18 protein-coding genes are annotated in these 18,715 nt (G+C 70.2%); 5 read left to right on the forward strand and 13 right to left on the reverse strand.

Annotated elements, in window-relative coordinates; genetic code table 11:
* The first annotated feature begins 6 nt into the window (after positions 1-6).
* Positions 7-828, forward strand: a complete 822-nt coding sequence (locus tag AB0I98_RS30900; RefSeq protein ID WP_362947761.1) for an ABC transporter ATP-binding protein — start codon at positions 7-9, stop codon at positions 826-828.
* On the opposite strand, the gene AB0I98_RS30905 is transcribed toward AB0I98_RS30900, so the two are convergent.
* The 12 genes from AB0I98_RS30905 to AB0I98_RS30960 all read right to left on the reverse strand — a co-directional run bounded on the left by AB0I98_RS30905 (position 797) and on the right by AB0I98_RS30960 (position 14,574).
* Complete coding sequence (locus tag AB0I98_RS30905; protein WP_362947762.1) at positions 797-2,932, reverse strand: discoidin domain-containing protein; 2,136 nt, start codon at positions 2,930-2,932, stop codon at positions 797-799. The genes AB0I98_RS30900 and AB0I98_RS30905 overlap by 32 nt on opposite strands.
* Positions 2,933-2,997: 65 nt before the next feature.
* Positions 2,998-4,599 (reverse strand): glycoside hydrolase family 13 protein, encoded by a 1,602-nt coding sequence (locus AB0I98_RS30910; protein ID WP_362947764.1) that lies wholly within the window; start codon positions 4,597-4,599, stop codon positions 2,998-3,000.
* A gap of 49 nt (positions 4,600-4,648) precedes the next feature.
* Positions 4,649-5,509: a carbohydrate ABC transporter permease gene (locus tag AB0I98_RS30915; RefSeq protein ID WP_362947765.1), complete on the reverse strand. Its 861-nt coding sequence runs from the start codon at positions 5,507-5,509 to the stop codon at positions 4,649-4,651.
* Entirely contained in the window at positions 5,506-6,462 is a 957-nt protein-coding gene (locus tag AB0I98_RS30920; protein WP_362947767.1) for a sugar ABC transporter permease, read from the reverse strand. Before AB0I98_RS30920 ends, AB0I98_RS30915 begins: the two co-directional genes overlap by 4 nt.
* Before the next feature lie 3 nt (positions 6,463-6,465).
* Positions 6,466-7,812 (reverse strand): sugar ABC transporter substrate-binding protein, encoded by a 1,347-nt coding sequence (locus AB0I98_RS30925; RefSeq protein WP_362947768.1) that lies wholly within the window; start codon positions 7,810-7,812, stop codon positions 6,466-6,468.
* Positions 7,813-7,932: 120 nt separating this feature from the next.
* Positions 7,933-8,928, reverse strand: coding sequence for a LacI family DNA-binding transcriptional regulator (locus AB0I98_RS30930; protein WP_362947769.1), 996 nt, complete (start codon positions 8,926-8,928; stop codon positions 7,933-7,935).
* 66 nt (positions 8,929-8,994) lie between these two features.
* The gene (locus AB0I98_RS30935) at positions 8,995-9,687 is read right to left on the reverse strand and encodes a GntR family transcriptional regulator (protein WP_362947770.1); all 693 of its coding nucleotides are present in this window, start codon (positions 9,685-9,687) and stop codon (positions 8,995-8,997) included.
* A 77-nt stretch (positions 9,688-9,764) separates the two neighbouring features.
* Positions 9,765-10,766 carry a proline racemase family protein gene (locus AB0I98_RS30940; protein WP_362947772.1) on the reverse strand — a complete coding sequence of 334 codons (1,002 nt, stop codon included), beginning with the start codon at positions 10,764-10,766 and terminating at the stop codon, positions 9,765-9,767.
* A gap of 13 nt (positions 10,767-10,779) precedes the next feature.
* The gene (locus AB0I98_RS30945) at positions 10,780-11,676 is read right to left on the reverse strand and encodes a dihydrodipicolinate synthase family protein (RefSeq protein WP_362947774.1); all 897 of its coding nucleotides are present in this window, start codon (positions 11,674-11,676) and stop codon (positions 10,780-10,782) included.
* A gap of 51 nt (positions 11,677-11,727) precedes the next feature.
* The gene (locus AB0I98_RS30950; protein ID WP_362947776.1) at positions 11,728-13,125 is read right to left on the reverse strand and encodes an NAD(P)/FAD-dependent oxidoreductase; all 1,398 of its coding nucleotides are present in this window, start codon (positions 13,123-13,125) and stop codon (positions 11,728-11,730) included.
* Complete coding sequence (locus tag AB0I98_RS30955; RefSeq protein WP_362947777.1) at positions 13,118-13,420, reverse strand: (2Fe-2S)-binding protein; 303 nt, start codon at positions 13,418-13,420, stop codon at positions 13,118-13,120. Before AB0I98_RS30955 ends, AB0I98_RS30950 begins: the two co-directional genes overlap by 8 nt.
* Positions 13,417-14,574 (reverse strand): FAD-binding oxidoreductase, encoded by a 1,158-nt coding sequence (locus tag AB0I98_RS30960; protein ID WP_362947779.1) that lies wholly within the window; start codon positions 14,572-14,574, stop codon positions 13,417-13,419. The genes AB0I98_RS30955 and AB0I98_RS30960 overlap by 4 nt, the downstream gene beginning before the upstream one ends.
* An 88-nt stretch (positions 14,575-14,662) precedes the next feature.
* On the opposite strand from AB0I98_RS30960, the gene AB0I98_RS30965 reads away from it, so the two are divergent.
* Positions 14,663-16,075 (forward strand): aminopeptidase P family protein, encoded by a 1,413-nt coding sequence (locus tag AB0I98_RS30965; RefSeq protein WP_362947780.1) that lies wholly within the window; start codon positions 14,663-14,665, stop codon positions 16,073-16,075.
* Between the two features lie 79 nt (positions 16,076-16,154).
* On the opposite strand, the gene AB0I98_RS30970 is transcribed toward AB0I98_RS30965, so the two are convergent.
* Positions 16,155-16,826 (reverse strand): hypothetical protein, encoded by a 672-nt coding sequence (locus AB0I98_RS30970; protein ID WP_362947782.1) that lies wholly within the window; start codon positions 16,824-16,826, stop codon positions 16,155-16,157.
* Positions 16,827-17,065: 239 nt separating this feature from the next.
* On the opposite strand from AB0I98_RS30970, the gene AB0I98_RS30975 reads away from it, so the two are divergent.
* From AB0I98_RS30975 to AB0I98_RS30985, 3 genes are all read left to right on the forward strand, one after another.
* Positions 17,066-17,719, forward strand: a complete 654-nt coding sequence (locus tag AB0I98_RS30975) for a helix-turn-helix transcriptional regulator (protein ID WP_210575247.1) — start codon at positions 17,066-17,068, stop codon at positions 17,717-17,719.
* Between the two features lie 32 nt (positions 17,720-17,751).
* Entirely contained in the window at positions 17,752-18,276 is a 525-nt protein-coding gene (locus tag AB0I98_RS30980) for a toxin-antitoxin system, toxin component (RefSeq protein WP_362947844.1), read from the forward strand.
* Between the two features lie 201 nt (positions 18,277-18,477).
* Positions 18,478-18,714 carry a hypothetical protein gene (locus AB0I98_RS30985; protein WP_328352317.1) on the forward strand — a complete coding sequence of 79 codons (237 nt, stop codon included), beginning with the start codon at positions 18,478-18,480 and terminating at the stop codon, positions 18,712-18,714.
* Position 18,715 lies beyond the last annotated feature (1 nt).

An 18,715-nucleotide genomic window follows, 5' to 3' on the forward strand; every position in this document is an offset into this window, starting at 1 on the left:
CGGTCCATGGACGCGCTTCTTGCCGTATCCGGCCTGAAGAAGGTCTACGAGGGGTCGGGGCGCCGGGTGGAGGCGGTCCGCGACCTCACCTTCACCGTCGACGCCGGCGAACTCGTCTGTCTCGTCGGCCCGTCGGGCTGCGGCAAGACGACCCTGCTGAAGTGCATGGGCGGACTGCTCGCACCCACGGCCGGTGAAGTACTGCTGGAGGGACGGAAGGTGACCGCGCCGCCGCCCGGGATGGCGTTCGTGTTCCAGGAGTACGGGCGGAGTCTGTTCCCCTGGATGCGGGTCGGCGAGAACGTCGAACTCCCCCTGAAGCAGAAGGACTTGAGCAGAGCACGGCGCCGGGAACTGGTGGCCGACGCGCTGCGATCGGTCGGGCTGTCGGACGCGGCGAGCGCCTATCCCTGGCAGCTGTCGGGCGGTATGCAGCAGCGGGTCGCCATCGCCCGCGCGCTCGCGTACGAGCCACGGGTGCTGCTGATGGACGAGCCGTTCGCGGCGGTGGACGCGCAGACGCGCGCCGATCTGGAGGATCTCGTACGCGGGCTGTGGCGGGAGCGCGGCATCACGATCCTGTTCGTCACCCATGACATCGACGAGGCCGTGTACCTGGGCGAGCGCGTGATCGTCCTGTCCTCCTCCCCCACCGTCATCCGGGAACAGCTCAAGGTCGACCTGCCCGACGACCGCGACCAGCTGCACACCCGCGTCGCCCCGCGCTTCGCCGAGCTGCGGACCCATGTGTACGAGCAGATCCAGGCGGCGAAGCGCGGGGTCCCGCAGGACGCGGTCACGAAGTCAGATACGCCTCCATCTCGCTGAACTGGGCGGCGGGCCAGCCGGTGTTGGCGGTGACCGTGAGCCGCAGATGGCGCAGGCTCGTGCCGCTGGGCAGCGCGACGGTGGCCGTGTTGCCCGTCGCCGGGTCGAAGCGGTAGCCGGTGGAGCCGACGACCGTCGAGTAGTTCGAGCCGTCGGTGCTGCCGAGGACGGTGAGGGTCTGGGTGCGCGCACCCCACGCCGAGGACGGCGGCAGCTTCAGCACCAGCCGGCGTACGGACTCGGTGGCGCCGAGGTCGACCGTCAGGCTCTGCGGGAAGGCGTTGTTGGTGGACTCCCAGTAGCTGTTCGCGTCGCCGTCGACCGCCTTGCCCGGCGTGTAGACGTCCTGCGAGCCGGTCGCCGTCGCCGCGCGCCCCTTGGCCAGGTTGCGGTTCGGGTCGGGGTCCGGGTTGCCCTGGCCGGGCTGGGGCCAGGTCGAGCAGTCCGACCAGGTGCTGCTCCAGCCGGAGTTGCCGCCGCCGTCGGTGAGCGTGAACGTGCCTGAGGGATAAGGGCAGTTGTAGATACCGGCCGCGCCCACGCCCGTAGCGGTCACGTTGCGCATAGTGGCGGCACCCGGGGCTTCGGCCTGGACGACGACGGTGCCTGTGTTGCGTACGGTCGCCCCGTCGATGGTGATGTTCTTGGCGTCGTAGCCCCGGCCGCTGCCTGACACGAACTCGAAGGCGCTGTACGGGCTGTCGGTGATCGTCGTGTTGGTGATCCGTACCTGTGCCTCGATGGCGCTGTCGTACGAGTCGACGCGCAGCGCGCCCATCGGGTGGTTCCAGTTGGGGTTCATCGCGCCGGTCCGCACGAGTGTGTTGCCGTCGACGGTGATCATGCCGGCGAGCGGGTGGAACGGGTCGAGGAACTTCTGGTTGGAGATCGCGATGCCGCTGCCGAGGGCGTTGGTGTCCGAGATCAGGTTGTTCTTCACGCTGATGTCGGTGCCGCCGTAGATGGCGATGCCGTTGGCGAGGTTCGGCTGGGTGATGGTGTTGTTCTCGAAGCTGCTGTTGGTGTCGGGCGCGTACAGCGACCACATGGCGAGCGCATCGTCGCCCTGATTGCGCAGGAAGTTGTTGCGGACCTTGACCCCGCGCGCGTTGCCGTTGAGGTTGAGGCCGTCGGCGGTCATGTCGAGGAAGCGGTTGTTCTCGACGATCAGGTTGTCGTTGTTGCCCATCAGCCAGAGGCCGACCTTGAGGTGCTGGAGCCACATGCCGGAGACCGAACTCCCGGCGCCCAGGGACCCGTTGACGAAGTTGTCCGGGTTGGAGTCGACGCGTTCGGTGACCTCGCCGATGACCGCGAAGTCCTTGATGTGGACGTTCCCCAAGGAGCTGGACTGGTCGATGAAGCGGGAGGTGCGCACGACGGAGTGCCAGCTGCCGGCGCCCTGGAGGGTGACGTTCTGGACGCCGTTGAGGGAGGACGTCAGCTTGTACTCGCCCGGCGGGATCCATACGACCCCGCCCTGAGCCGCGGAGATCGCGTCCCGGAAGGCCTGCGTGGAGTCGCCCTGGCCGGTGGGGTCGGCGCCCTTGGACGTCACGGACACCGACCCGGAGGGCTGCGTCGCGGGCGCGGCGACCTGCTCGAAGTCGGCGACGTCGACGGTGACTTGGGTACCCGTCGGCTCCAACGCGACCTCGTCCCCCGGCTGGACGTCCTGCCCGAGCAACAGCCGGGCGTTGTCGTAGAAGTGGTGCGTCTTGGCACCTGGGATCCAACTCGTGTCCACGTACGAGTACTTGGACGTCACGACGATGGTCTTCGCGAGTTTCGTGCCGTTGACGTACACGTTCAGCGAGCCCGACTGACCGTCGGGGACGCTGTAGGCGACGTTCACGGCGTTCGCCGCGCGCGGCACGGTGAACTCGACGCGCTGCCCGGCGGCGAGGCGTACGGCCTGGCGTCCGGAGGCCTCGGAGGCGAGCGTGCCCTGGGTGTAGTCGGGGCCGATCTTCGTGCCGGTGGTGGTGGCGGACTCGGCCTCGACGGAGGTGAAGGGGAGGGTGGCGCCGGCTGCGGCGTGGGCCGTGGGGGCGGTGGCGGTGAGCAGGCCCGCAGCGAGGGCGACGACCATGGTTGCTGGCATGGCCCTGACAGTTCTGTTTCTGTTACTGCGCATGTGCTGGTCCCTTCGGGGTGGGGGGCGCGGTCTCAGGCACGGAGCCAGACCGCGGTGTCCTTCGGAAGCCTCCCTTCGCTGTCCAACGGAGCACTGCTGACGAGGAGTTCGGTGTGCTCGGGCAGGTCGAACGGCCGGTCGGCGAGGTTCACCACGCACAGCGCGCCCTCGGCCCGGGTGAAAGCGAGGACGCCCTCGGGGGCGGGCAGCCAGGTGAGGGGACCGTCGCCGAAGACGGGCCTGCGGCGGATCGCCTCCCGATAGAGGTGGAGCATCGAGCCCGGGTCCGCGGCCTGGCGGTCGGCCGCGTACGAGGGCCAGTCGGCGGGCTGCGGCAGCCATGGCTCGCCACCGAATCCGGCGTACGGCGCGTCCGCGGCCCACGGCAGTGGCACCCGGCAGCCGTCGCGGCCCGGGTCGGTGCCGCCGGAGCGGAAGTGCATCGGGTCCTCGATGCGGTCGAGGGGGATGTCGGCCTCGGGCAGGCCGAGTTCCTCGCCCTGGTAGACGTAGACGGCGCCGGGCAGGGCGAGCGAGAGCAGGGCGGCGGCCCGCGCGCGCCGGGTGCCCAGGGCCAGGTCGGCCGGGGTGCCGAAGGCCTTGGTCGCGAAGTCGAAGCCGGTGTCCTCACGGCCGTAGCGGGTGACCGTGCGGGTGACGTCGTGGTTGCAGAGGACCCAGGTGGCGGGGGCGCCGACGGGGGCGTGCTCGGCGAGCGTGTCGTCGATCGACGTACGCAACCTGCGCGCGTCCCAAGGACAGGACAGAAACGAGAAGTTGAAGGCGGTGTGCAGTTCGTCCGGGCGCAGGTAGCGGGCGAAGCGTTCGGGGTCGGGGAGCCAGACCTCGCCGACGAAGATGCCGCCGTATTCGTCGGCCACGGCCCGCCAGGAGCGGTAGATGTCGTGGAGTTCGTCGCGGTCGAGGAACGGGTTCGGGTCACGGCCCGCGACGAAGTCGGGCAGCTGCGGGTCCTTGGCGAGCAGGGCGGCCGAGTCGATGCGGACGCCCGCGACACCGCGCTCGAACCAGAAGCGCAGGATGTCCTCGTGCTCCCGTCGGACGGCCGGGTGGGCCCAGTTGAGGTCGGGCTGTTCGGGTGTGAAGAGGTGCAGATACCAGTCGCCGTCGGCCAGGCGGGTCCAGACGGGCTCGGCGGAGCCGACGAACTGGGACGGCCAGTCGTTGGGCGGGAGTTCGCCGTGCGGGCCGCGCCCTGGACGGAAGTGGAACAGCTCGCGCTCGGGGCTGCCGGGGCCGGCCGCGAGCGCCGCCCGGAACCACGGGTGCTGGTCCGAGACGTGGTTCGGCACGATGTCGACGATCGTGCGGATGCCCAGCTCCCCCGCCTCCGCGATCAGTTTCTCCGCCTCGGCGAGCGTGCCGAACGCCGGGTCGATCACGCGGTAGTCGGCGACGTCGTAGCCGCCGTCCTTCATCGGCGACAGATACCAGGGGTTGAACCAGAGGGCGTCCACGCCGAGTTCGGCGAGGTACGGCAGCCGGGCGCGGACGCCCGCGAGGTCGCCGGTGCCGTCGCCGTCGCCGTCCGCGAAGCTGCGGACGTACACCTGGTAGATGACGGCGGAGCGCCACCAGTCGGTTCGCGTGGGGGCATGGGTGGGCTGTCCCACTGTGCCTGCCTTTCTGGGTCGGAGAGGGGCGGTGTCAGTGAGGGCGGCGTCAGCCCTTCGTGCTGCCCGCGCTGATCCCGGCGATGATGTGCCGCTGGAAGACCAGGAACATCGCGACCATGGGGATGCTGGCGATCACCATCGCGGCGATCAGCACGGTCAGCTGGATGTTCTGCGACAGCTGGACGAGTGCCACGCTGATCGGCTGCTTATCCGTGTCGGAGAAGACCATCAGCGGCCAGAGGAAGTCCTGCCAGACCGCGACCAGCGCGAAGATCGACACGACTCCGAGCACCGGCCGGGACATCGGCAGCACGATCGACCAGAGGATGCGCAGCCTCCCGGCGCCGTCGATCTCGGCGGCCTCCAGTACGTCGCGCGGGATCTGGTCGAAGAACCGCTTGAGGAGGTACAGGTTGAAGGCGTTGGCGACCGCCGGGAGCCAGATGGCGAGGGGCTCGTTGAGCAGGCCGAGATCGGCCACCGTCATGTACTTCGGTACGACCAGCGCTTGGGCCGGGACCATGAGCGTGGCGAGGATGCCGCCGAGGATCACCTTGCCGAAGACCGGCCTCAGCTTGGAAAGGGCGTAGGCGGCGGCCGTGCACAGGACCAGCTGGAACAGCCAGGCGCCGGCCGCCTGGACCACCGTGTTCCACAGGTGGGTCGGCAGCCGCATCAGGTCCCAGGCGTCGGTGTAGCCGCTGAGGTGCCACTCCTCCGGGACGATCGTGGGCGGGGTCTGCGCCACCTCGTCCGGCGACTTCATCGCGCCGGTCACCATCCAGTAGACGGGGAAGAGGAAGGCCAGCGCGAAGAGCAGCACGATCGTGGTGAAGACGGTCCAGTACGTCGCCCTGCCGCGCGGTCGGGCCAACGCGGCCGGGGAGACCAGGGTCCGGGTGCTCATGCGGTGTCCTCCCCTTCGGTGCGGGTGAGCCGCAGATAGACGGCGGAGAAGAGGCCGAGGAACACCAGCAGCATCACGCTGAGCGCGCAGGCGCCGCCGAAGTCGTTGTAGAGGAAGGCGTACTTGTAGATCAGGTAGAGCACGGTGACCGTGGCGTTCTCCGGGCCGCCGCCCGTGATCACGAACGGCTCGGTGAACACCTGCATCGTCGCGATGATCTGAAGCAGCATCAGCATGAGGATGACGAACCTGGTCTGCGGGATCGTCACATGCCGGATGCGCTGGAGGAGGCTCGCGCCGTCCAGTTCCGCCGCCTCGTACAGCTCGCCGGGGATGGACTGCAGGGCGGCCAGGTAGATCAGGACGGTGCCGCCCATGTTGGCCCAGGTCGCGACGATCACCAGGGAGATCAGTGCGGTGTCGGCGCCGTTGGACCAGTTCGACGTGGGCAGGTGCAGGAAGCGCAGCGCCTCGTTGGCGAGGCCGGTGCCGGGGTCGTAGAACCACTTCCACAGCAGGGCGGTGACGACCGGCGGGATCATCACCGGCAGGTAGACCACGACTCTGAAGAAGGCTCTCGCGTGCCGGAGTTCGTTGAGGACGAGCGCCAGGACGAAGGGGATCGCGAAGCCGATGAGGAGGGCGAGCAGGGTGAAGGTGAGCGTGTTGCGCCAGGCGGCCGTGAACTCCGGGTCGTCGAAGACGCGGGTGAAGTTGGCGGTGCCGACCCACTCGGGGTCGGAGCCGGGCGTGTACTTCTGGAAGGCGATCACGATCGCGCGGATCGCGGGATACCAGGAGAACAGGGCGAAGCAGACGAGGCCGCCGAGAAGGAAGGCGTAGGCGCGGGCCTGGTCGGCGAGGCGGCGCCGCCGCCGGTCCCCGGCCGGAGGCGGCGCCTGCACCGGGCGCACCGTGATCGCCTCGACGGGTCGCGCGGTGGTCTTCGTCATCGGTCAGCCCCGGGCCAAGATGCTGTCGATCTTCCCGGAGGCGTCCGCCAGGAGCCGGTCGATGTCGGCGTCCTTCTTGGTGAGGACGGCGGAGACGACTGAGTCGAGGACGGAGTAGATCTGCTGGGCGTGCGGGGGCTCGATCTTCATGTCGAGGTTCTGGTTGCCGTCGAGGAAGGCCTGGTAGTTCTCGACCGGGACATTGGCGTTGGCCTTCTTGATCTCCTGATCCTTGGCGTCGGCGGCGCCGGTGAACAGCCGCGGCTCGGGCAGCCCCACCGGGGCCTCGGCCTTCTTGGCGCGGGCGTAGTCGCCGAGGAAGCCGTCTCCGGGGGTGAGGAACATGTGGTCCAGCCACTTCAGGCCCGCCCTGATCTGCTCGGGGCTCGCCTTCTTGTTGAACATGTAGCCGTCGCCGCCGATGAGCGTGCCTTCGCCGCCGGGCATGGGCGCGAGGGCGAGGTCCTTGTAGTCGCCGCCCTTCTCCTTGACCAGGATCGGGATGTTGTCGGGCGCGGAGAGATACATGCCGAGCTTCCCGGAACCCATCATCTGCTGGACGTCGTTGATGACCAGGAGCTGCTTGCTGCCCATCGAGTTGTCGGTCCAGCGCATGTCGTGCAGGTTCCGCAGCACGGCCCGGCCCTCGGGTGTGTCGATCGTCGCCTTCTTGCCGTCGGCGCTGACGACGTCGCCGCCCTGCGCGTACAGCTCGGCGGTGAAGTGCCAGCCGCCCTGGTTCTGGGCGCTGTAGTCGGCGTATCCGACGGTGCCGTTGCCGAGATCGGCGATCTTCTTGGCGGCGGCGCGCAGTTCGTCCCAGGTGGCCGGGGGCTGGTCGGGGTCGAGGCCCGCCTGCTCGAAGAGCTTCTTGTTGTAGATCAGGCCCATCGAGTAGCCGGTGCGCGGGATGCCGTAGATCTTGCCGTCGACGGTGTAGATGTCCCGCAGCTGCCGCTGGATGGTCTCGTAGCTCTTCAACTCCTTGATGTACGGCGTGAGATCGGCCGCCTGGTTGATGTCGACCACGTGCTTGGCGTCGGTGAAGTACGTGTAGAAGACGTCCTCCATCTGCCCGCCGGCCAGCTTCGCGTCGAACGTCTTCGGGTCCTGGCAGGGGAACGCGTCGTGCGCGACGACGTCGATGTCCGGGTTGGCCTTCTCGAAGGAGGCGATGTCCTGCTCGAAGAACTGCCGGTCGACCTTGGCGCTCTTGGGCGGCATGCAGTTGACGGTGATGCGTGTCTTTCCGCCCGCCGAGTCGTCCTCGTCGCCGCCTCCACAGGCGGTGAGGGCGAGGGAACAGACGCTGAGCGCGACGAACGTACGGCGGAACCCGGTGCTACTCATCGGTGGACCCCTTTGGGCAGGAGCGGTGGGCGCCGCACACTCAAGCACCGCCGACATCGAGCCGCAAGATGTCGCGCAGAATCTGAAATTATTGAACGAGTCTGTGAATCTCCGCGGATCTCAGTCGCGAGGCGCTTGCCCGGTCGAACCCCGCACCACCAGCTCGGGCTCGAACAACAGCTCCTCAGCCGGTACGGCCGCCCCGCCGACCTGCGCGTTCAGCAGCTCGACGGCCGCCCTCCCCATCGCCTCGATGGGCTGGCGCACCGTCGTGAGCGGCGGCTCGGTGCAGTTCATGAACGCGGAGTCGTCGTAGCCGACGACGGAGATCTGCGACGGGACGCCGAGTCCCTTGCGGCGGGCTGCCCGGACGGCCCCCAGGGCGAGCGGGTCGCTGGCGCAGATGATGCCCGTGACGCCCCGGTCGATCAGTCGCGCGGCGGCCGCGTGTCCGCCCTCGATCGAGAAGATGGCGCGGGCGACGAACTCGTCCGGCAGATCCCCCACCGCTCGGGCGGCGGCCAGCTTGCGGGCCGACGGCACGTGGTCGCCGGGGCCGAGCACCAGCCCGATGCGCTCATGACCGAGGGAGGCCAGATGCCGCCAGGCCTGTTCCACCGCGACCGCGTCGTCGCAGGAGACGCCGGGGAAACCGAGGTGTTCGATCGCCGCGTTGACCAGGACGACCGGGATGTTGCGGTCGGCGAGCAGCCGGTAGTGCTCGTGCGGCGCGTCGGCCTGGGCGTACAGACCGCCGGCGAAGACGACGCCGGAGACCTGCTGTTGCAGCAGCAGCGCCACATAGTCGGCCTCGGAGACACCGCCCTTGGTCTGCGTGCACAGCACTGGGGTCAGGCCGAGCTGGGCCAGCGCGCCGCCGATCACCTCGGCGAACGCCGGGAAGATCGGGTTCTGCAGCTCGGGCAGCACGAGGCCCACGAGCCGCGCACGTTCACCGCGCAGCTGCGTGGGCCGCTCGTAGCCGAGAACGTCCAGGGCGGACAGCACCGCCTGCCGGGTGCCTTCGGAGACTCCGGGCTTGCCGTTGAGCACCCGGCTGACCGTGGCCTCGCTGACCCCGACCTTCTTCGCCACCTCAGCAAGTCGTCGCGTCATGCGCGCAAGAATAGCGCAAGAAATGCAAGCGGCTTGCGTTCAGTTCCGTTTCCGTAGGGCCGGCTGTCAGTCGCGGGCCGCCCACAGGCCCCGGACATGGCCGAGGTGACGGGTCATGACCTCGCGTACGGCGTCTTCGTCCCGGGCGAGCAGGGCATCGAGGAGTTCGAGGTGCTCCATGGCGGAGTCCTCCAGCCGCCCCGCCTGCACCAGAGCCGTCAGCCCGTACAGCCGTGCGCGGCGCCGTAGGTCCCGTACGACCTCGACGAGATGGTCGTTGCCGGCCAGGGCGAGCAGCCCCAGATGAAAGCGCAGGTCGGCCTCGACGTAGGCGATGAGGTCACCCTTCCCGGCCGAGAGCACGATCTCCTGGGCGATCGGGCGGAGCGCCTTCAGGTCGTCGGGGTCGGCGGTGGCGGCGAGGCCGACGGTCGTCGGGATCTCGATCAGTGACCGGACGTGGGTGTACTCGTCGAGTTCCTTCTCGGAGACGGCCTTGATCCGGAAGCCCTTGTTCGGGACGACATCGACCATGCCCTCCTTCACCAGCTCGAGCATCGCCTCGCGCACCGGCGTCGCGGAGACACCCAAGCGGGGGGCGAGGGCGGGCGCCGAGTACACCTGGCCGGGGCGTAGTTCACCGGCGATCAGCGCGGCCCGCAGCACATCCACGACCCGTTCGCGGAAGTTCGGCTTCCTGCCGCCGAGCGCGGGGATTGCCGGGGTGGCGACGGGAGGGTTGGTGGGCTGGGCGGGCATGGGTTGTCTCCTGAGGGGCCGTGCCTGTGCAATGTCACATGCTATGGAGTGCAATGTCACATTCTATCGAGCGCACCTCACAGCACGAACCCGGCCGGGAACGGGTCGGTCGGGTCAAGCAGATACTGCGCCGTGCCGGTGATCCAAGCGCGGCCGGTGAAGCTGGGCAGCACGGCGGGGCGGCCGGCGACTTCGGTGGTGGCCAGCAGCCGGCCGGTGAAGCGGGTTCCGATGAAGGACTCGTTCACGAACTCGGTGTTCAGGGGGAGTTCGCCGCGTGCGTGCAGCTGCGCCATGCGCGCGCTGGTGCCCGTGCCGCAGGGCGAGCGGTCGAACCAGCCGGGGTGGATGGCCATCGCGTGCCGGGAGTGGCGTGCGGTGGAGCCGGGGGCGTACAGGTGGACGTGGTGGCAGCCGTGGATCGACGGGTCCTCGGGGTGGACGGGCTCGTCCTCGGCGTTGATCGCCTCCATCAGGGACAGGGCCGCTTTGAGGATGTCGTCCTTGCGGGAGCGGTCGAAGGGCAGGCCGAACTCGTCCAGCGGCAGGATGGCGTAGAAGTTGCCGCCGTATGCCATGTCATATGTCACTGTCCGCCCGTCGGAAAGCGCGATCTTGCGGTCGAGGGCGACGGAGAAGGACGGCACGTTCTGGAGAGTGACCGCCTTCGCGGCGCCGTCCTCCACCGCCACCTCGGCGACGACCAGGCCCGCCGGGGTGTCGAGCCGGATCGTGGTGACCGGTTCGACGACCTCGACCATGCCGGTCTCGACGAGCACGGTCGCCACGCCGATCGTGCCGTGGCCGCACATCGGGAGATAGCCGGAGACCTCGATGTAGACGACGCCCCAGTCGCAGTCGGGCCGGGTGGGCGGCTGGAGGATCGCGCCGCTCATCGCGGAGTGGCCGCGCGGCTCGTTCATCAGCAACTGCTTGATGTCGTCCCGGTGTTCACGGAAGTACAGCCGCCGCTCGTTCATCGTGTCACCGGGGATCGTGCCGATCCCGCCGGTGATCACGCGGGTAGGCATGCCCTCGGTGTGCGAGTCGACGGCGTGCAGGACGAGTTTGCTGCGCATGGTCCAGACTCCTTCACGCGAGCCCTGCGGCTACGGCCTTCTCGGTGGCGGCGCGTACGGCGGCCTCCTGCTCGGGCAGCAGCGGGACGCGCGGCGGGCGCACCGGGCCGCCGGGCCGGCCGACGATGTCCATGGACAGTTTGATGGCCTGTACGAACTCGACCTTGGAGTCCCAGCGCAGCAGCGGGTGCAGTTGCTCGTAGAGCTTCTTGGCGGTGGCGAGGTCGCCGCCCACGGCCGCCCGGTACAACTCGACGGTCGCGGCGGGCAGCGCGTTCGGGTAGCCGGCCACCCAGCCCTTCGCGCCCGCGATCGCGAGTTCCAGCAGGACGTCGTCGGCGCCGATCAACAGGTCCAGTTCCGGGGCGAGTTCAGCGAGCTGATAAGCGCGGCGGACGTCGCCGGAGAACTCCTTGACGGCCTGGATGTACCCCTCGCCGTGCAGCTTGGCGAGGAGTTCCGGCACGAGGTCGACCTTGGTGTCGATGGGGTTGTTGTACGCCACGATCGGCACCCCCGCCTTGGCGACCTCCGCGTAGTGCGCCAGCACCGACCGCTCGTCGGCACGGTACGCGTTGGGCGGCAGCAGCATCACGGACGCGCAGCCGGCGTCGCGTGCCTGCTCGGCCCAGCGGCGGGCCTCCGCCGAGCCGTAGGCGGCGACGCCGGGCATGACCCGCTCGCCTCCGATGGCGGTCACGGCGGTCTCGACGACCTTGGCCCGTTCCTCGGGGGTGAGTACCTGGTATTCGCCGAGCGAGCCGTTCGGTACGACGCCGTAGCAGCCGTTCTCGACCAGCCAGGCGCAGTGTTCGGCGTATTTGGCGTGGTTCACGGACAGGTCGTCGTCGAGCGGGAGGGCGGTGGCGACGAGGATTCCCCGCCAGGGGCGGTTCGCGGTGGCGGTCATATGAGGTTCCCTCCGAATGGAATGTGACATATCACTGGTGCACTGCGGGCATCACTCCGCTTCGGGCTCCCCTGCCCGAGCCAGCACCCCCAACGGCACCGGCCGCGCGAACGGCCTGCGGCCCGGCGTCTCCGCGCACCCGGCCAGCCCCGCGACCGCGGGCCCGCACACCCGCCCCTGACACCAGCCCATTCCGGCCCGCGTCAGCAGCTTCACGGTTCGCAGATCACCGGCACCGAGTTCACCGACGGCCTCGCGGATCGCGCCGCCGGTCACCTCCTCGCAGCGGCAGACCACGGTGTCGTCGGTGACCTGCTCGGCCCAGTGCGCGGGCGGCGCGTACACGGTGTCGAGCGCGGCGAAGAACTCCCGCAAGCCGGTACGGGACTTCGCTGCCGCGGCCCACGCGCGCGGGTCGGGTTCGGCGCCGTTCAGCCGGGCGGCTGCCGAGTATCCCGCGATGTGCCCCTCGGCGAGGGCGAGGGCCGCGCCGCCGATGCCGGTCGTCTCGCCTGCGGCCCAGACACCGGAGACGTCGGTGCGCTGCTCCTCATCGACGTGGACGTTCGGTCCGTCGAGGCAGCAGCCGAGGGTCTCTGCGAGGTCGGTGTGCGGCAGCATGCCGTGCCCGACGGCGAGGGTGTCGCAGGGGATGCGCCGCTCAGTGCCCGGCCGGACGCGTCCGGCACCGTCGAGCACGGCGACGGTCACCGCCTCCAGGCGTTCGGTGCCGTGCGCCTCGACCACGGTGTGGTGAACGAGGGTGCGCACCCGGTGCCGGAGCAACTGGGCGGCGTACCGGGCGCCTTCACCGACCTTGCCCGGCTGAGCGGCGAGCGCCCGGGTCCGTCGTACGAAGTCCTTGGGGTGCGCGGACTCGACGAGCGCTGCCACCTTCACCCCGGCCGCGGCGAGTCCCGTCGCCACCGGCAGCAGCAGCGGCCCGGTCCCGGCGACCACGGCGGTCTGCCCGGAGACGGTGAGGGTGCCCTTGAGCATGGCCTGGGCGCCACCCGCGGTGATGACGCCGGGGAGGGTCCAGCCAGGGAAGGGCAGGACCTTCTCGTAGCCGCCGGTGGCGAGGAGGACGGCGTCGGCGTGCACGACGGCGGGGTCCTCCTGCTCGGGGCCGAGCAGGGCGTGCACCGTGAAGTGGCCCGACTGCCCTTCCACGAACCAGACATGATGATCCGTCAAGTGCGTGACCCGGCCCGCCTCCACGCGTTCGGCCAGGGCATCCCGTAGCCGCTCCCACGTCTGCCACTGATGGTGCAGGGCCTGTGGGCTTCGGGCGCGGAGTTCGGCGGCTGGCTGACGGTAGAACTGCCCGCCCGCCTGCGGCGCCGAGTCGATCAGGGTGACCCGGACACCGCGCGACGCGGCGGCCACCGTGGCGGCGAGGCCCGCCGGGCCCGCGCCGATCACGGCGAGATGCGGCCGTTCAGTCATCGTGCCCCGTCCCCTCCTGCGTACGGATCGCATCGCCCGGCCGCACCGGCACGAGACAAGCCCGTTGATTCGGGCGGTCGTTGACCGTCACCAGGCAGTCGAAGCAGACGCCGATGCCGCAGAAGATCCCGCGCGGGCGGCCTTCGACGCGGGTGGTGCGCCAGGAGGTGACGCCGGCCGACCAGAGCGCGGCGGCGACGGTCTGGCCGGGTAGGGCCTCGATCTCGCGGCCGTCGAGCGTGACGGTGAAGGCGGGACCGGGTCGGGCCTCGGCCAGGTCGAATGGGGTTTTCACGCGGCCTCCTCGGGCGAGGGGAAGCGGTCGGGCCGGAACGGCGTCAGATCCAGGTCCGGGGCCTTCTCGGTCAGCACCTGCGCGATCAGCTGCCCCGTGCCGGTCGCGAGCCCGATGCCCGCGCCCTCGTGACCGCAGGCGTGATGGAGGCCCGGCACTCTTGGATCGGGGCCGATGGCGGGCAGGTGGTCGGGCATGTACGGCCGGAATCCGAGGTAGGCGCGCATCGCGTGGACCCCTTCCAGGAACGGGAACAGCCGCGTCGCGCCCGCAGCGAGTGCCCGTACGGCCGGGAGGGAGAAGGTCCGGTCGAAGCCGACGCGTTCACGGCTCGCGCCGATCAGGACCGGCCCGGCGGCCGTGCCCTCCACGACCGGCGAGGTCTGCAGGGCCGCCGAGTCGCTGGCGACGTCGGCCACGTAGTCGGCGGCGTACACCTTGTGGTGAACCCTGCGCGGGAGCGGTTCGGTGACGAGGACGAAGCCGCGGCGCGGGAGGACGGGGAGGTGCACGCCCGCGAGGGCGGCGAGGTCGGCGCCCCAGGTGCCCGCCGCGTTGACGACCGCCGGGGCGTGCAGGTCACCTCCGTCGGTACGGACGCCACGGACCGCCCCGTCCCGTGTGCGCAGGATGTCCGTCACGGTCCGGCCGGTGAACAGGCGGGCGCCGGAGGCCTTGAGGAGGTGGGCGGCGGCCAGGGCGGGCATGACCTGAGCGTCCTGGGGGTAGTGGACGGCGCCGGGAAGGCCGGGAGCGAGATGGGGTTCGAGGTCGTAGAGGGTGTCGGGTGCGACGGGTCGGGCGGTGACTCCGGCGGCGCGCTGGCCGTCGGCGAAGCGCTCCAGGGCGGTGAGTCCACCGGGGGACGTGGCCACCACTACGCCGCCCTTGGCCTCGTACTCCACGGACTTCCCGAACTCCGCCGCGAGTTTGCCCCAGAGGCGGCTGGAGAGGAGCGCGAGGTCCAGTTCGGGGCCGGGCTCCTTGTCGGAGACGAGGATGTTGCCCTCGCCGGCGCCGGTCGTGCCGCCGGCCACCGGGCCACGGTCGACGACGGTGACGTCGAGTCCCGCGCGGGCGGCGTACAGGGCGCACGCGGCGCCCACCATGCCGGCCCCGACGACCACGACATCGCAGGTCAATCGCTTGCTCACGCCAGTACTATGTCACATACCGCTCCAGCTGGGAACGACGTCCCACGGCGTCACACGACGTCACACACACGGAAGAGGTGCCCCCGACATGGCCAACGGCCGTAAGAACTATCTCTACCGAGGAATCTCCGACGAGCTGTCCGCCCTGATGCGGACGGGCTGGGCCGACACCGAACGCACGGACCTGACGCCCACCGAGCAGGCCTCGTACGCGGCCCGCCGCCGCGCCGCACTGTCGGCGCTGTTCCCAGGCGAGCGGCTGGTCGTCCCCTCCGGAGGCCTCAAGATCCGCTCGAACGACGCCCATTACCCGTACCGCCCGTACACCGGCTATGTGCACCTGACCGGCGATCAGGCGCGCGACGGCGCCCTGGTCCTGGAACCCCACCCGGACGGCGGGCACGACGCCCACTGCTACCAGCTCCCCCGCGACAGCCGGGACAGCGACGAGTTCTGGACGGGCTACACCGCCGAGCTGTGGATGGGCCGCCGCCGTACGCTCGCCGAGTCGGAGCAGGTGCTCGGCATGGAGTGCCGGGACATCCGTACGATCGCCGAGGACCTCACGAAGTCGACCAATACCCCCACCCGCATCGTCCGCGGCATCGACCCGTCCCTGGAGGCGGTGCTCGCCACCGACGAGGAGCGGGACGACGAGTTCGAAGAGGCCGTCTCCGGACTGCGGCTGATCAAGGACGAGTGGGAGATCACCGAACTGCGCCGCGCCGTGGATGCGACGGTCCGCGGATTCACCGATGTCGTACGGGAGTTGTCGCAGGCGATCGCCACCTCGGAGCGGTGGATCGAGGGCACCTTCTTCCGCCGGGCCCGCGTCGAGGGCAACACCGTCGGCTACGGCTCGATCTGCGCGGCCGGCGAGCACGCCACGATCATGCACTGGCAGGACAACGACGGCCCGGTCCGCCCCGGCGAACTCCTGCTGCTGGACGCGGGCGTGGAGACCCACACGCTCTACACCGCCGACGTCACGCGCACGCTCCCGATCAGCGGCACCTTCACACCGCTGCAGCGCGAGATCTACGACGCGGTGTACGAGGCCCAGGAGGCGGGCATGGCCGCGGTCAAGCCCGGTGCGCACTTCCGCGACTTCCATGAGGCCGCCCAGCGGTCGCTGGCCGCCCGGCTGGTGGAGTGGGGCTTCCTGGAGGGCCCGGCCGAGCGCGTGTACGAGCTGGATCTCCAGCGCCGGTTCACCATGGCGGGCACCGGTCACATGCTCGGTCTCGACGTGCACGACTGCGCGCAGGCCCGCAACGAGGACTACATCGACGGCGTGCTGGAGGCCGGTATGTGCCTGACCGTCGAGCCCGGCCTGTACTTCCAGCCCGACGACCTGACCGTCCCCGAGGAGTGGCGCGGCATCGGCGTCCGGATCGAGGACGATGTGCTGGTGACGGCGGACGGCAACGAGAATCTGTCGGCCGGGCTCCCCCGCTCGGCCGACGAAGTCGAGGCGTGGATGCGGGAGTTCGCGGGCTGACCCCGGACAACGGAACGGGGGCGACGCGCCCCGTCCTGACCAGAGCGCCGTCGGCGACCTGAACGCCGGCGGTGCCCGGTCAGGCGTCGGGGGCGGAGACCACCGTGAGGTGGCTCGCCGTGCGGCGGGCTCGTGCGGGCCTGCGGCCGGTGGGGGCGGCGCGGCGGGCGGGGCGGAGGACCAGCGTCATCCGCGAGTAGCCCATCTCGTGCAGCGTCCGGGGGGTTTCGTCGACGACCCGGCAGTCCGTGGCGCCCCAGCGCGGGTCCGGGTGCAGCAGCGGGCGGACCGCGCCGTCGTGGGCGAGGGCCTGCTCGCCGACCGCGCGGATCCAGTGCGGCAGGCCGTGCCGGTAGGCGGCCTCCATGATGGGGTCCTGGGCGATGTCCCGGCGGATCGACTGCAGCCCGTGGTCATGGGGGTTCCGCTCGACGGCGGCGGCGAAGAGGGCCAGCATGGGCAGGCACCAGCTCGACTCGTGTTCCCCGAGGACCGTGCTCGCGTCCGGGTGGAACAGGACGAAGCGCAGGAAGTTGTCGTACGGCATGGCCGTGGGGTGCGGACCGATGCCGCGGAAAAGTGTCTCGAAAGCGGTGTTGGTCAGGACCACGTCCCACCGGTGATCGAGCACGACGGACGGGAAGGTGACGGCCTCCAGGAGGGTGGCGTAGTCATGGAGATACGCCTGGGCCTCAAGACTCTCGGGGACGGGCCGCGGCGCCGGCCGCTGCCCACCTGCCTGATATGCCATCGGGAGGTCACCCCTCTTGCCTATGCGGCCTTCACGCGGCGCCTTGATCCTCGTGCCCCGACGCGAGGCGTGTCAACTATCGTGGCATTTCATGCCGGTTGACGGCTGAAATTGGCCACAGTTGTGGCGACACCTGGATGTGAGTTCGAACCACCGGCTACTCTCCGGGAAGTTCACGCCAACCGTGTGTGGTGAGAATGCCGGTGAGAAGGCCTGGGAGAGACGTGGGAGATCTGTCGGTGACGGATGGCTTCGAGGGTCCCGGCGCCGCGATGGCGGCTCTGCCGGCGGTCGTCGCCCGGGTCACCGCACTCGCCGACCGGCTGGGCGTGGCGCACGCGGACGTCTTCGCCACCGGCCGGCTGTCCGTCGCCTCCGGTGTCCCCGAGCCCGTGGTCAAAGCCCTGCTGAGCGGCCGGCCGGCGGGCGAGCCCGATGTGCAGGCGAGGTTTCTGCAGCGCCTGGACCTGCTGCGCCGCACCCGGCTCAAGCCGAACGGGCGCAAGTACACCCAGCAGGAGATCGCCGACGGCGCGGGGATGTCGCGGCAGCAGGCGGGCGCTCTCATCAACGGCGACCGGCGTCCCACCATGGAGCACTGCGACGCCATTCAGCGCTTCTTCCGGGTGCATGCCGGATTCCTGACGGCCGAGGACCCCGAAGCGCTCGCGGGCGCCCTTCAGCGCACCGAGCAGGAGCTGCTGCAGAAGCTCGCCGACCGTGAGCGGGAGGCGGCGGCCGCCGCCGACGACCCGCTGGAGCGGCTGCTGCAGGACCATGGCGTCCGCGGAATCGCCTGGCGGGCGGCGCAGCTGCCCACCGACCAGCACCGCGACAAGGTCGCCGAATGGCTGGACATGCTCCTGGAGAGCGTCAAGCGGCCCGAGTCCTGAGCCTGGGGAGATCAGTGGGCATCGACAAGGAAATGCGCCGCCTGTGCGGCGAGTTGGTCGCGGAGCTCACGCTCCCCGCACCGGCGCGGCCCGAGGACCTGTACCGCGCCCTGTGCGACGCCATGAGCAGACGCCGCGGCCGTCCTGTCCACTTCCGTACGGCCGCCTTCCCGCCCGGCACCGCCAGCGGGCTGTGGCTCGACATGGCTGACCAGGACGTCGTGGTCGTCGAGGAACGCACCGCCCCCGACCACCAGTTGGTCATCCTCGGCCACGAGCTGTGGCACATGAAGGCCGGACACTGCAGCCACCACGTCGAGGGCGCCGCCGTCGCCGCCCGGCTGCTCAGCGACGAGGCCGACCTCGCGGACACCGTCCGCAAGATCGCCGCCCGCACCCGCTTCGACGAAGCCGAGGAGCAGGACGCCGAGAGCTTCGGCCTCCTGCTGGCCAGCAAGTGCCGTACCTGGCTTGCCGGTTCGTCGTCGCGGGGGCCGGTGCAACGGGACCGTCTGGCGGGGCGGATCGAGGCGTCACTGGGGTATCTGGGGCCGTGACACTGGCTCGGTCGCCTTCGGGGGCGCCGCGTCGGACCAGCTGGCGTTGGTGGGCACTCACCCGGCCCTTGCCCTGGGCTGAGTGGGCGAACCGGCAGGTGGCCAAGCCCGATTGTCAGTGGTGGGCGGCAAACTTGGAGGCGCGTGCCACGCGAGTACGGAGGCGCGCCCGACCGACGCCGACGTGGGGAGAGCCGACCGATGCAGACCGCTCTGATGACCGACCGTGAGCGCACCGCCGTGCAGGCCTATCTGCGGCTGCTGCACACCGTGCGTGCGGCCTTCGACACCGCTGCCGGCCCGCCGGGCGGTGGCCTGCCACCTGCCGTTCCGCCGTCCGTGCTGGCCGAGGCGGAGCAGGCGCTGGCGGAGGCGGGGCTCGCGGGCAACGAGGAGGAGTTCTTCCGGCTGCTGCAGAGCTGGTGCCCGGAGGCCTGAC

The organism is Streptomyces sp. NPDC050211 (assembly GCF_040656035.1).
In the GTDB taxonomy this organism is placed as follows: Bacteria; Actinomycetota; Actinomycetes; order Streptomycetales; family Streptomycetaceae; genus Streptomyces.

Excerpts from the sequence above, each read along its gene's own strand:
- AB0I98_RS30900 (WP_362947761.1), top strand. The coding sequence starts at position 7 with ATGGACGCGCTTCTTGCCGTATCCGGCCTGAAGAAGGTCTACGAGGGG.
- AB0I98_RS30905 (WP_362947762.1), bottom strand. The coding sequence starts at position 2,932 with ATGCCAGCAACCATGGTCGTCGCCCTCGCTGCGGGCCTGCTCACCGCC.
- AB0I98_RS30915 (WP_362947765.1), bottom strand. The coding sequence starts at position 5,509 with ATGAGCACCCGGACCCTGGTCTCCCCGGCCGCGTTGGCCCGACCGCGC.
- AB0I98_RS30920 (WP_362947767.1), bottom strand. The coding sequence starts at position 6,462 with ATGACGAAGACCACCGCGCGACCCGTCGAGGCGATCACGGTGCGCCCG.
- AB0I98_RS30925 (WP_362947768.1), bottom strand. The coding sequence starts at position 7,812 with ATGAGTAGCACCGGGTTCCGCCGTACGTTCGTCGCGCTCAGCGTCTGT.
- AB0I98_RS30930 (WP_362947769.1), bottom strand. The coding sequence starts at position 8,928 with ATGACGCGACGACTTGCTGAGGTGGCGAAGAAGGTCGGGGTCAGCGAG.
- AB0I98_RS30935 (WP_362947770.1), bottom strand. The coding sequence starts at position 9,687 with ATGCCCGCCCAGCCCACCAACCCTCCCGTCGCCACCCCGGCAATCCCC.
- AB0I98_RS30940 (WP_362947772.1), bottom strand. The coding sequence starts at position 10,766 with ATGCGCAGCAAACTCGTCCTGCACGCCGTCGACTCGCACACCGAGGGC.
- AB0I98_RS30945 (WP_362947774.1), bottom strand. The coding sequence starts at position 11,676 with ATGACCGCCACCGCGAACCGCCCCTGGCGGGGAATCCTCGTCGCCACC.
- AB0I98_RS30950 (WP_362947776.1), bottom strand. The coding sequence starts at position 13,125 with ATGACTGAACGGCCGCATCTCGCCGTGATCGGCGCGGGCCCGGCGGGC.
- AB0I98_RS30965 (WP_362947780.1), top strand. The coding sequence starts at position 14,663 with ATGGCCAACGGCCGTAAGAACTATCTCTACCGAGGAATCTCCGACGAG.
- AB0I98_RS30970 (WP_362947782.1), bottom strand. The coding sequence starts at position 16,826 with ATGGCATATCAGGCAGGTGGGCAGCGGCCGGCGCCGCGGCCCGTCCCC.
- AB0I98_RS30980 (WP_362947844.1), top strand. The coding sequence starts at position 17,752 with ATGCGCCGCCTGTGCGGCGAGTTGGTCGCGGAGCTCACGCTCCCCGCA.
- AB0I98_RS30985 (WP_328352317.1), top strand. The coding sequence starts at position 18,478 with ATGCAGACCGCTCTGATGACCGACCGTGAGCGCACCGCCGTGCAGGCC.